The 12,280-nt window shown below is 38.0% G+C and carries 13 protein-coding genes; 3 read left to right on the forward strand and 10 right to left on the reverse strand.

Translation table 11 applies throughout. The annotated features are described in order from the left end of the window. Window positions 1-79: 79 nt before the first annotated feature. Complete coding sequence (locus AOB46_RS10565; RefSeq protein WP_062699079.1) at window positions 80-892, reverse strand: enoyl-ACP reductase; 813 nt, start codon at window positions 890-892, stop codon at window positions 80-82. Window positions 893-1,012: 120 nt separating this feature from the next. After that, a complete protein-coding gene (locus tag AOB46_RS10570; protein ID WP_082377079.1) occupies window positions 1,013-1,312 on the reverse strand; it encodes a hypothetical protein in 300 nt (99 codons plus the stop codon). A 145-nt stretch (window positions 1,313-1,457) separates the two neighbouring features. On the opposite strand from AOB46_RS10570, the gene AOB46_RS10575 reads away from it, so the two are divergent. After that, window positions 1,458-2,015 (forward strand): DNA-3-methyladenine glycosylase I, encoded by a 558-nt coding sequence (locus tag AOB46_RS10575; RefSeq protein WP_062699081.1) that lies wholly within the window; start codon window positions 1,458-1,460, stop codon window positions 2,013-2,015. Window positions 2,016-2,278: 263 nt separating this feature from the next. Then, complete coding sequence (locus AOB46_RS10580; protein ID WP_062699084.1) at window positions 2,279-3,661, forward strand: hypothetical protein; 1,383 nt, start codon at window positions 2,279-2,281, stop codon at window positions 3,659-3,661. Between the two features lie 47 nt (window positions 3,662-3,708). Here the strand turns inward: AOB46_RS10580 and AOB46_RS10585 are convergent, their stop codons facing one another. The 5 genes from AOB46_RS10585 to AOB46_RS10605 all read right to left on the reverse strand — a co-directional run bounded on the left by AOB46_RS10585 (window position 3,709) and on the right by AOB46_RS10605 (window position 8,925). Then, window positions 3,709-4,605 carry a hypothetical protein gene (locus AOB46_RS10585; protein ID WP_062699086.1) on the reverse strand — a complete coding sequence of 299 codons (897 nt, stop codon included), beginning with the start codon at window positions 4,603-4,605 and terminating at the stop codon, window positions 3,709-3,711. Window positions 4,606-4,796: 191 nt separating this feature from the next. Next, window positions 4,797-5,576: a tetratricopeptide repeat protein gene (locus AOB46_RS10590; protein WP_062699087.1), complete on the reverse strand. Its 780-nt coding sequence runs from the start codon at window positions 5,574-5,576 to the stop codon at window positions 4,797-4,799. Between the two features lie 29 nt (window positions 5,577-5,605). Then, window positions 5,606-6,337, reverse strand: coding sequence for a hypothetical protein (locus AOB46_RS10595; protein ID WP_062699088.1), 732 nt, complete (start codon window positions 6,335-6,337; stop codon window positions 5,606-5,608). A 10-nt stretch (window positions 6,338-6,347) separates the two neighbouring features. Beyond that, window positions 6,348-6,680: a DUF4280 domain-containing protein gene (locus AOB46_RS10600; protein WP_062699090.1), complete on the reverse strand. Its 333-nt coding sequence runs from the start codon at window positions 6,678-6,680 to the stop codon at window positions 6,348-6,350. 1 nt (window position 6,681) lies between these two features. Next, a complete protein-coding gene (locus AOB46_RS10605; RefSeq protein WP_410470269.1) occupies window positions 6,682-8,925 on the reverse strand; it encodes a type VI secretion system Vgr family protein in 2,244 nt (747 codons plus the stop codon). A 481-nt stretch (window positions 8,926-9,406) separates the two neighbouring features. On the opposite strand from AOB46_RS10605, the gene AOB46_RS10610 reads away from it, so the two are divergent. After that, window positions 9,407-10,171: a hypothetical protein gene (locus tag AOB46_RS10610; protein ID WP_062699093.1), complete on the forward strand. Its 765-nt coding sequence runs from the start codon at window positions 9,407-9,409 to the stop codon at window positions 10,169-10,171. A 175-nt stretch (window positions 10,172-10,346) separates the two neighbouring features. Here the strand turns inward: AOB46_RS10610 and AOB46_RS10615 are convergent, their stop codons facing one another. Genes AOB46_RS10615 through AOB46_RS10625 form a run of 3 tightly spaced genes read right to left on the reverse strand, consistent with a single transcriptional unit; the run spans window position 10,347 to window position 12,211 of the window. Beyond that, window positions 10,347-10,865 (reverse strand): hypothetical protein, encoded by a 519-nt coding sequence (locus AOB46_RS10615; RefSeq protein WP_062699095.1) that lies wholly within the window; start codon window positions 10,863-10,865, stop codon window positions 10,347-10,349. A 6-nt stretch (window positions 10,866-10,871) separates the two neighbouring features. After that, window positions 10,872-11,726, reverse strand: a complete 855-nt coding sequence (locus tag AOB46_RS10620; RefSeq protein ID WP_062699097.1) for a nucleoside phosphorylase — start codon at window positions 11,724-11,726, stop codon at window positions 10,872-10,874. Window positions 11,727-11,752: 26 nt separating this feature from the next. Further along, window positions 11,753-12,211 carry a hypothetical protein gene (locus tag AOB46_RS10625; protein ID WP_062699099.1) on the reverse strand — a complete coding sequence of 153 codons (459 nt, stop codon included), beginning with the start codon at window positions 12,209-12,211 and terminating at the stop codon, window positions 11,753-11,755. Between the last annotated feature and the right edge of the window lie 69 nt (window positions 12,212-12,280).

Genomic DNA, 12,280 nt, shown 5'->3' on the forward strand with positions numbered 1-12,280 from the left:
CTGAATTAAGGCGTCCTGTAAAAAATAAGAGGTTATCTTCAACAGATAACCTCTTTATTTTAAAAATATGAATGACGGATTAGCCTTCAATATTATATTTACTGATTACTTTCTGAGTTACCCCTGAACTGCTGAAACCTCCATCATGGAAAAGGTTCTGCATTGTTACTTTTCTGGTAAGATCGGAGAAAAGGGTAACACAATAGTCTGCACATTCAAGAGCGGTAGCATTTCCTAGCGGAGACATGTCTTCTGCATATCCCAGGAATCCTCCGAAACCTTTCACGCCACTTCCTGCGGTAGTCATTGTAGGAGACTGAGAAACTGTATTTACCCGTACTTTTCTTTCACCCCAATAGTTTCCGAAAGTTCTTGCAATACTTTCAAGATACGCTTTATTATCAGACATATCGTTGTAATCCGGGAACGTTCTCTGAGCAGCAATATAGGTAAGCGCTAAAATGCTTCCCCATTCGTTCATACAGTCTTTTTCCCAGGCCACACGCATTACTTTGTGGAAAGAAACAGCGGAAACGTCCCATCCTTTTTCCAACCAGTCGTAATTCATTTCTGTATAGTGTTTTCCTTTTCTTACATTCACGGACATTCCGATAGAATGAAGAATGAAATCTATTTTACCAAATTTAGCAACAGCGGCATCAAAAAGTTTTTCAAGATCTTCTATAGAAGTGGCATCTGCGCCAATTACTTCAGATCCTGTTTTTTCAGCTAAAGCATTCAATTCTCCCATTCTCATAGCGATAGGAGCATTAGAAAGGATAAATTCAGCTCCTTCTTCATGACATCTTTCAGCAACTTTCCATGCGATAGATTGTTCATTAAGGGCACCAAAAATAATTCCCTTTTTGCCTTTAAGTAAACCGTATGACATAATTCTTTAATGTTTATTTTACTACAAATGTAGCAATAATTTGTGTTTGCGGCATAATAAAAATGGAGCCTTATCAATTTAAGACTCCATTTTCTTGAAAATATTTATATGACTGAAATTTTAATTGGTTTTCTTGTTCCATTCGGCTTTTACATCTTCAGCTGCATCTTTGGTTTTCTCCCATGCATCATTGGCTTTATCTTTAATATCATCCCATGCATCAGAAACATTATTTTTCACCCTGTCTAACCAGTCTTCCTGTCGGGCCTCTTCATCATTTTGTCTTTTTTCATTGATATACTCTTTTGCCTTGTCTGCCAGTTCCTCAATTTTCCATTTTGCTTTATCTGCTGCATTTTTTATTGAGTTTTCTGTGTTGTTTACTGCATCTTCCGCTTTGTTGTATTCTGAATTGTTCATAATATAAAATATTTTGTTGTGTAACCATAAATAAACAATAACCATTCCTAAAATCCGGAGCCATTGTTAAACTTTTCATAATCTTTTGTTATTCTTTTCTAAATCAGCTGTACCTTTAATATTAATATATAATAAATGAAAGCTTATGGAAAAGATACGCTGCGGATGGTGTGAGAAGGATGACCTCTACCGCAAATACCACGATGAGGAATGGGGAAGGCCTGTTTTTGATGACAGGACTATTTTTGAATTTCTCGTTCTTGAAAGTTTTCAGGCCGGATTGAGCTGGTATACGATTCTTTCTAAACGTGAGAATTTCAGGAAGGCATTTGATAATTTTGATTACCGGAAAATCGCTGGGTATTCCGATGCAAAAACAGAGGGACTCATGCAGGATCCGGGCATTATACGGAACAGGCTTAAAATAAAAGCTACGGTAAATAATGCACAGCGTTTTATGGAAGTACAGGAAGAATTCGGAAGCTTTTCTGAGTATATCTGGGCTTTTGTCGGAGGAAAACCGTTAGATAATATGCCTGAAACTCTGTCTGATATTCCAGCTGTAACAGAGGTTTCGGATGCTTTGGCAAAAGATCTTAAAAAGAGAGGGTTTAAGTTTATGGGATCAACAGTGGTTTATGCCCATATGCAGGCTACCGGAATGGTGAATGATCATCTTAAAAACTGTTTCATCAGATGGTGATAAATTTTATTTTATTCAAATTTTAGTGACGTTTTTTAATAATAATACAATTTTATTTTAAGTTTTTTTAAGTTTGACAGTCCTTTTAGTGCATTTTTGATGGGTTTTTAAGGTATTTTAAACCATGGAATGTTTCATTTATTAGTGATTAACTGTTGTTTTTGTCACTGTTGAGTGTATTTATTATTGAATTTTTAATTTTTTTAATGTTTTGTTGAAAAATTCGTATATTTGCATCCTCAAAATAAACACCCAACAATAGAATGATCAAAAAATGTAAACTTTCGCTTTCACTTATCTTTTTTCTATTCACTATTTTTTCATCGGCACAGGTGGGGATAGGGACTTCCAGCCCTGATCCTTCTGCCATGCTGCAGATTAGTTCAAAGGATAAGGGAATGCTGCTGCCAAGTGTGGCGTTGGTTTCATTAACGGATCGTGTAACCATTCAGAACCCTGCTGAAGGGCTTATTGTGTGGAATAATGGTAATGGAGCCTTAACCGAAGCTGGTTTTTATTACTGGAATGCTGCAAAATGGAATATGCTTTCCACAACTTCCGGAAATAACGGAAACGGATCGAACGGTGGAGGAGGAATTACACCTATGTCTGCCTGGAATAACTCAGCATCCAACAGTGGAAATTCAGGAGGAGCCAATACAAACCTTTCGCTGGGAACCAATACTTCTGATGACCTTGTATTTAAAGTAAATTCCGTTTCAGTAGGGAGATTGGGGGTAAACAATTCGGTGAGCTTCGGAAGAAATGCCAATGCTTCCCAGAATGGTATTGCTTTAGGAAATTCCAGCAGTGCTTATCAGGGAATTGCGATTGGAACCAATACTTCGGTAACAGCTAATGAATCTGTGGCTTTGGGAGCCAACACAAAAATTTCAGGGTATCAGTCAACGGCAATAGGTTATAATGCAAAAGTTACGGTGAATGAAGCCACAGCAGTCGGAAATAATGCTGATGCATCAGGGTTTCAGTCTGTTGCTGTGGGATATAATGCGAAAACGACAACCAATGATGCTACTGCTCTGGGAAAGAACTCAACAGCATCAGGGTACCAGTCAACAGCAGTTGGATATAGTGCTAAAACAAGCTCTAACAGTGAAACGGCAGTAGGTTATAATTCGCAGACTAATAACCAGAACTCTACGGCAGTAGGATCAGGGGCTCAGGCATTAGGTCAATTTTCTACAGCAATAGGTTATGGGGCCTCTACTTCTCAGGCAAACGCCGTCATTATCGGAAATGGGAATGCCAATGTGGGAATTGGGACAGGAACGCCTAATACATCTGCAAAGCTGGATGTTAACGGATTGTATAAGATGGGAGAAAAGGGAAGTGTGCAGAAAAACCAGATCACTTTTGAAGCGTGGCCTTCAGTTTCAGTGAACAATCTTCCGACAGGAAAAACTGTAACAATGGAAATACCGGTTCCTGCCAATCTGCAGCCTGGTTCTACAAGAGCAGCGATAGTAGTTTCTCCAGCCGGAGATTTTGCCGGAAACACTTCTTTTTCAATTTCAAATCCAAGAATGACCTCTGTTTCAAGTATTACCATCAACCTTACGAATGTTTCAGGAAATCCGGAAAGCCTTTACTCTACGCATTTTTATGTGATGATTAATGAGTTTTAAGGATGGAGTAATATTATACAGCAAGTTCTGAAATCCTGTCTTAATTGTTAATCTTCGTCCAGCAAAGAAAAATTACGGCCGGGTTTCTTTCTTTCCTTTTCATATTCTTCCCATTCTGTCTGGGTATATCGTTTTCCTTCAAATATCCTGAAGCAGCCGTCTTTGTAGCTGTCAAAATCGGTATCAACTGTATAATCTATTTCTTCAAACAGATCCTGTTCACCTTTAAGGATGTAATTCAGTTTAATGTGCTTTATTACATTGGTAATAGTCTCCAGTTTTATTTCTATTTTAGATTTAATGGTAAAATCCCGTGAAATGTGGTAATCTTTAGCTTTGTTACGAAAGCTCTGATTTAACAGCAGCCCGTCCAGATGCTCTTCTTTAAGGTTGATCCATCCTTCAAGATGGGTTTCTTTTTCGTCCGAACACCTGCATAAGAATGTAGTTTCCATAGGAATATCCAATGGTATAGATAAAAAATCCAGTCCCCTGTAGTGTTCATTTTCAGTATACATTCCCTTTTCATTGAGAAAAAACGGCAGATATACTCCATTTGAAAGGATATCGTATTCCATTCCCAGTGGTGTATTAAAGTATAGTTTTTCAACAATAAGCAATAAGGCCCTATTGTTTGCACTTCTGTGCTTGTCCCGGTATCGGTTCCATTGAGGCTTAAAATTTTTTTTATCTTTAATAGCCGCAAGGTTGAGTTTTCGGTTATAGTGAATAGCAACAGGGCTGAAGATTAACGGATCTTTGGTAATATTACTGCTGTATTCAAGGTTTTTGAATGTAAATATAGATTCATCCTGGTCAGCTTTTTCTTTTAATAAAGTAAACCTACCCGATGAATTAATGTTTAAGAGTGATTTTCCTTTATAGGAGCTGTTTTTTTTAAAAGAGAACCTATATTCAACAGGTTCTGATTGTTCATCAAGCATGGTATTTTATTTTTCTCCGATGTGTTGTTTTCATTTCTTTTTATCCGGATGCTATTCAGCTGCCTGACTTCCTTTTTATCTGAAAAATAATCATGGGGATCACAACTATGCAGCAGATATTGATGGTTCTTCTTCTATGAATTTCAGATCTGTTCTGATTTTAGAGGTCATTAAAATTAAATTCTTTGACCTTATGTCTGATAGTTATCAGGATTGGCGCTTTCCAAATATCCTTGTTCTGCATCTTTTTTCATTGAAGAAACAATATTGGACGGAACCATGTAATGATTAAGCATTTTATTTTCGGATTCCTTCATTTTCTCTGCATCACCTGTACAATGATATAATTTAAATAATATTTCGTCTTCTGTTAAGAACTGATATGGGTCTTTAACGTAATTACTTCTGAAAGCAATAAACTCATTTATTTTTTCAATTGCTTTTTCATATTGCCCGGTATGTATCAGAGAGGAGTAGAGCCTGATATAGGTTAGACCAAGCCATTGGCTTACTATTTTTCTTTGATCCTCTTCTGAATATTCATTTCGGCCGGTATCAAAATTATCAATCAGGAATTCAGCCTCCTGTATGGCTTCCTCGTATCTTTCCTGCTTGTAGTATAAAAGAACTAACCGGAGATACCCCATTTTAAAAGGAGCTTTCTTTTCAGTAGATTCTTTATAATAATGTTCTGCAAGATCATCGTTTCCCTGCTTTTCTGCAATCAGTCCTTTAAGCTCAATTGCTTCTGAATAATCAGGATCAATTTCCAGGGCTTTATTGCAGTATTCTTCTGCAGCATCAGCTGAATCTGCATCCCAATAAGCACTTGCCAGGAGAGCCAGGTATTTTTTTTCTTTTGGAAATTCATTGTTTAATAGATGCAGATTAGCAATAGCCTTTTCTGTTTCACCAAACATCTTCTGATTGCTTATTTTCTGCAGCAATTTTTCTACTTCCTGTTCAGTCATTTATCTTTGATTTATTATTTAATTACTATTTAGCCCCTAAATGTATTCCCTGGTGGCAATTTGCCATGTGTTGCTATATAAGCATCAATTAAAGCTACTTCTTCCGCACTTGCTGTTGCATAATTTACGTTTTGTAAATACCATTCATAAGGTAACAATTTTCCGGAAGACAGGCTTAGTAAAATATATTCATCTTTATCTCCCTGATATAGCTGGAAAATTACCAAATACCTTGAATATACCGATTTAAAAGAGGTCAGCCCGTATTTCCAGATGGCACCGCTTAACATAAATTGATTGACAAACCCGGCTCCGAATGTATAATTTCTCATTAAGCCCGGCATTCCGACATGGAGATCATATACGTTATAGATGTTTTTTTGTCTCCTTCTTGTTCTGGGTTTTGTTTGAGGAATAGGTATTGGAGGTGCAATCGGGATTGGAATAGGCTCATCAACAGGAATATCTACCGGAGGCGGAACGGGCTTTGGAAGGTTTTCATCAATTGCCGGAGGCGGAACGGTAATAGGGGGTGCGGTAACATATTCCCATACTACTTTTGCGGCATCAGCAATTGCATTTCCAACAGAAGAAAAGAAACTGCATATTTCGTCCCAATAGGTGACGACCAATGCGACAACAATCACAACGGCAACAATAGCAAGAATAACCCAGCCAATAGGATTCCATGACATTGAGGTACCCGCTGTTGTTCCACCCATGATAAAGCTGCCTGCACCACCTGCTAAAACTAATTCCATATTGATAATTTTATAATTGACCTGAATTTTTACAACTAATTATTCCCCCGAATGGGCAAATGCATTTTGAAATATCTGATAAAGGCTTTTTGTCTGAAATTTTAATTTTGGGTACTGTTTTTATCCATGTTAACGGAACACCCGAAAGTTCAAGGTTCAGACGGCAGATTCCCTTTAAACTGCACAATCCGAAATTGGGTATGTTCAGCCCAGCTATATTATCCTTATCGGTAGCAAATTTTCCATCGCGAAGTTTGATCTTTGGATTGGAAGTTACAATCAGTGTTGATTTTAATAATCCTTTATCGCAATCCAGAATAGCCTGATCTTTAATGTATTCCATTTTAAGTAAGTTTTACCTCAATTCCACCTTTTACATGAATGTTTTGATCATTCCTTATCGTAATATCTCCGCCTTTGGATGTAATATCTATCGTACCTGCTCCTCCTGCTTTTTCTGACGGAGTGGCATTCATCGTTATATTATTCCCTCCGGTAACAGTAATATCTTTTCCCGAAACAGAAATGGTACCATCATCTTTCATTGAAAAAGAACTGCTTCCAATGGTTATGGTAAGACTTTTATTACCGGTAAGATTAATATTACCCTCATTATCCATTTCAAATATTGATTTTGCAGGGCTGCTTTCTTCTGCTCCTACATGTATGGAGCTTTTGCTTCCTGCATTAATAGTATGATTGGTATTGGCACTGGTGGTAGCATTTCCTGTTCCGTCAAAATTCATATTGGCGCCTCCCTGATCCTTCAGGTTCATAGATCCTGCCCCGTTATCATATTTCAGCTCAGCACCGCTTCTTCCGCTAAAGCTCATAATATTGTTCCCGTTTCCGCCGCCGCTTCCGATATTTCCGTGGAACATTCCGCCCATAACGAAAGGCCGGTCGGGATGCTGATGCACAAAATTCACTACAATCTGGTCACCAACCTCCGGAACAGACATGAATCCCCGGTTTTTACTGACTTTATCACTGCTTCCTGCATCCGGGGTCATAACGCGTATGAATTCTGTGGTATCCGGACCTTTCTGCCAGTCAAGCTGAACCTGTACACGACCCTGGTTTAAAGGATCCGTATTAGAAATAACCTTGCCCAGCTGAGGGTCTGCTCTGGGAATATGAAATTCGGGACGGGGCATAAATCCCGTATCCGCAGCAATTGCTCCGAAATTTCCCGTGTAATAGCCTCTTGCATCTACTTCATGACTGACTTCTGTGATCATTAGTTTCGTGAAATAGACTGTTTGATTGCTGTCTGCTTTCCTCATTTCAATATCAGCAGTGCATCCCGGATATAAAAACGGAACGGTGGTGCTTCCCGATGTAATGAATACGTCCACAGCTTTGCTTCCTGCTGTACCTTTTTGTGAGGCATCAATATCCATAAAACTGGAAGCCTTGATGGGAGCTACACGCAGAGAAGGGGTGGTAAAGGTTTTTTCTGATATTTCGTAAGCCCGTCTGGCAATATCTGAATGATGGTTTATTTTGGAGCTGCCCGTAGTGAGCTTCTCATCTTTACTGCTGTTATAGCCATAAAAAGTGGGATTAACGTGCTGAGCTCTCATGTTGATCCGGATATCATTCACATTGCTTCCATACATTAGCTGAACAGGCTTTTCCTGAGGCGGAAGTTTTCCGAAATGAAGGACTTCACCATCATAGTAAAACTGTTCACCATAAGCTTCTGCTATTCTGGCAAGATAATTATAATGAGTTTCCTCGTATTGAGAACTGTATGAGACATTTCCATGCTGGGCATCTACCCTGAAATCGAATTTACTGGAACCAAGCCCTTCTTTGATAACCTGATCTGCAATGTTGTTCAGGCTTATTTCCTGTTTCCCTCCGAAACTCTGGATGTGTGGTGCAGCATCCAGAAGTACTGTAGGGCTGTATCCTGTAAGAACAATATTTCCCAGGCTGCCTTTATCCTGGCAGAAGCCTACTTCCGTAATCACTCCTACGAAATTCCTTTCCGGACTGTCTTCTACGTCTTTATACTTGAAAACAACTGTTATTCTTTTTCCAAGAAAACTCTGTGCCTGTTCCAGATTATGATTTTCGGCGTCTCCTAAAGTATCATGAGCCAGCATAAGGCTGAACTCATGGTGTTTCACAGCACTTTGTGTAAGTTTAAAATGTTTAAAATGTTTAATAATTCTGCCTTCAACAATAATGTCGAGCTTCACTACTCTGTTGATTCCCATGATTTCACTTTTCGGGATCGCTCCTGCATTATGAATTTTAGAAGTGGGTTGTTGGGACCATACCTTACTTTCACTGACCAACGAGGTGTTGGACTGTGAAGCCTGATTCATAAAGGTATTAGGAGAGGAGAGAGGCTGTTGGCCTGTCTGCTGCATTTTTTTTGGTTTCTGAGAGGCTTTTTCTGCCGTTTCTCCGGATTGTTGTATTTCCGGAATTTCCAGACCGGATAAATCGTTGGGGGATTTCCGGATCGGACTTTTTGAAAATTTATGGTCTTGAGACATAACATATTTTTTCTGGATTGGGGTAGAAAGGTGCAGTGTGAAAACTGCGTCTGGCATTTGTGTTAGTCCTTTCATGAAAAAATATGTTCTGACAATGAAACCGGAAAATATCTTCTATGGCAGGTTTATCGTACGTTCTTCAAATATTCAGTATTCATCCTTGTTGTTTAAAAAAAAATATTGGTTTAAAATTAATCTTCTGTTGAGAAGTTTTTAACTTTATGTAAATCAATAGTTTGTTTGATTTTTAAAATCACATCTATGTGAACAAATATAAAGAATCTATCCCCTAATTAATAAAATATGGAATGGTATTTTGAAATTTGTAGTAGTTTTACTACTAACGGTTGTTAGGGAAATGTTTGTGATGAAAGTGATAGAAATATTTTGCTATAAAATAAGGTCAGTCAATAGATATTGAATTAATTTTGTAAGGGAATAACTAAGCTGGAAATTTGAAGATGGAGATTGTACGGTTATTCCGGTCTTTACAATTTCAGGCAGGTAATTAATTTATATTTTACAAGCCTGAGTTTTCAGCAATTATCCATTCAATATGAAGAAAATAGGAATCATTGGTTGCGGCTGGCTCGGATCCAGAATTGCAGAATCCCTGTCAGGGAGATATATCATATATACTACAGCAACTACAGAGGGAAAAATTAAGGAGCTGAATTCTAAAGGATTTAATGCCATTCTTGCGAGCTTCCCGGATTATCAGCTGGATGAGAGCATTCCACAGTGGAGTGTAATCAGTCAGCTGGATGCATTAATCATTACGATCCCGCTTTCAGGAAAAAGTTGTTGTGTGAGCTCTTTGTACAACAGAATACAGCATTTGTTATCATTTACAGGAGATTTCAAAGGACAGATGTTTGTGATGAGTTCCACAGGGGTTTATCCTGATCTTCCAAAAGAATTTACAGAAGATGATCTTTCAGTAGTTTCTGTTTCCGGAGAAAGAATGATCCGGAATAAATATCCTCAGGCTAATATTCTGAGACTGGGCGGACTTATGGGAGACAACAGACTTCTTAAAAATTATAACGTTTCTGATCTGGAAGCTCCGGTAAACCACGTTCATTATGCAGATATATGCTCTGTAATTTCAAAAATGACAGAGAAGGGAGCGGAAGGAAAGCTTTATAATGTGACGGCTCCTTTTCATCCTTCAAAAGCGGCTGTAATTCAGGCACAGAAGAATTTACCGTTTTCCGGTGAGAGGGAAGCTGAAGGCAGGAAGATCCTTTCATCGAAACTAGCTTCTGAGCTGGATTTTGAATTTAAATATCCGGACCCGTGTTATTTTCATGACGTTTAAAAACTTTATAAATATTTTTTTTACCAGTTATTTCACAGCCGTCCTTATGAAATCTACCATATATGGTTAATAGAGGCTAAATAAAACATACACCATAATCTCTGCACGAAAAAGCACATAAAAAAACCTTACAGATTTAAGCCTGTAAGGTGTTATGATATTTCAATGCTGAAAATTATTTTTTTGCTTGAATCAAAGTATAAGCTCTGTCCGAAACGGGATAAGAATGAAACAGGTCATACATGGCAAGCCAGTCGAAATTCAGGCCGAAGTTCTTTTTAGCTTCTTTAATGTTTTCAAAATTATTTCCGGTAAACTGATTTTCGTTGTTCACCAGAGGATTCTTAATGATCCTGCCGTCAAGAACCTGCATAAAACAATAATCTACGGGCATATCCGCCCATTCGGAACTGTGCTCAATAATAAAATTTTCGAGTTGATGATCTCTGATCATTTTAAAAATATCTACTTCACAGTGATCATTGTCCCGGTCATACGGATAGCTTTCAAAATCATCTTCAGATTCCAGATGCCTGATATAGTCACTTACCTGATCGAAATTTTCTATTCCCTCAAAACGGGGACAGGACATATTGAACGGAACAAAGGTGAAATCATTCACCTCAAAATGAACAACTTCCTTCCCTAAATCAAGTTTTTTATTGATGATAAGACAAGTAATATCCTGGCCCATGAGCAATTATTTAATGATTCTGTCAAGCACCCAGGTAATCAGGTTCTTTTCAGAAGCATGGTGGTCTGCAGAGAATTCTCCACGTCTTCTGTTAGCAATTACGTTGTTTACGGTGATGGCTTTGTGGCCTAATAATTTGGATAGAGCGTAGATGGCAGAAGTTTCCATTTCGAAATTGGTGATGCCAAGATCATTCAATGTTTCCAGGAATTGATCATCTACTGCTTTCAGACGAAGCTGTCTTCCCTGAGGAGCATAGAATCCCGGGAAAGTAGCCGTATTTCCGTGATATTTGGCATCTTTGTAGTATTCACCCAGCTCTTCAGCCCAGTCTGAAAAATAAAGCATCGGCTTGATTCTTTCATAAGGGAACTTTTCCAGGAAGCTTCTGGAGAATTCATTCTCGAAATTATAATCCTGGTAGAAATGCATAAGACCGTCCAGTCCAACTACATTCCGGGTAACAAGCATATTATCAACCTGTACATCAGGATTTACACTTCCGCAGGTTCCCATACGGAATAATTCAAGGGATTTATGTTCTGTTTTGAATTCTTTATTCTTTAGATCGATGTTCACCAGCGCATCCAGCTCGTTCATAACGATATCAATGTTCTCAGTTCCGATTCCGGTAGACATTACGGTGATTCTTTCTCCGCGAAGGGTTCCTGTATGCGTATAGAATTCTCTTTTATTTTTTTTGATTTCAACCTTGTCAAAATACATTGAAACTTTTGCCACTCTGTCAGGATCTCCTACAAGGATAATCTTGTCAGCAATATCTTCAGGTAAAAGATTCAGGTGGTATACACTTCCGTCTTCATTCAGAACAAGTTCTGAAGCAGCAAGTTTGTTTAGCATAATATGTATATTTTATTTTTTTAATTTTAATTAATGAAAATGGCTTCTTTATAGGGAGATGATACCAGTTCATAAAGGGAGCCATATTCCTCCACAATTCTTTTCTGACCCTGGATTACTTCATATACCGTAATGGTGGTCTTTTCAAAATCCTTAGGATCTTTCCTCTGGGAAGTAATCTCATAGAAATGGTCTCCTTTTTTAAGAACAGAAATGAGTTCTTCCTTGGTAGAATTGTTAGATTTCATCATTCCGGGAAATTCCATAACAATATCCTTAAGTTCATTATATTTTTTATACGGTTTTGTACTTCCGTTGGAATAAACATAAACATTGGGTATATCTTTATCTTTTTCCAGGCGGATCAGATAATAATCACTGCCTTTTTTCTCCGCGTACACAGCCATTTCCTGTGGTTTTTTCTGCGAAAATGCAGAAAGAGAAAGGAAGCTTGCTGCAAAGGCAAACAATAATTTTATTTTCATATGACTATTTTCGTTTTTGATGTTGAATTTAATTAAAAATATCCGCTCCCCAATACCCCTTCCCATTAT

This window comes from Chryseobacterium indologenes, assembly GCF_001295265.1.
Lineage (GTDB): Bacteria > Bacteroidota > Bacteroidia > Flavobacteriales > Weeksellaceae > Chryseobacterium > Chryseobacterium indologenes_A.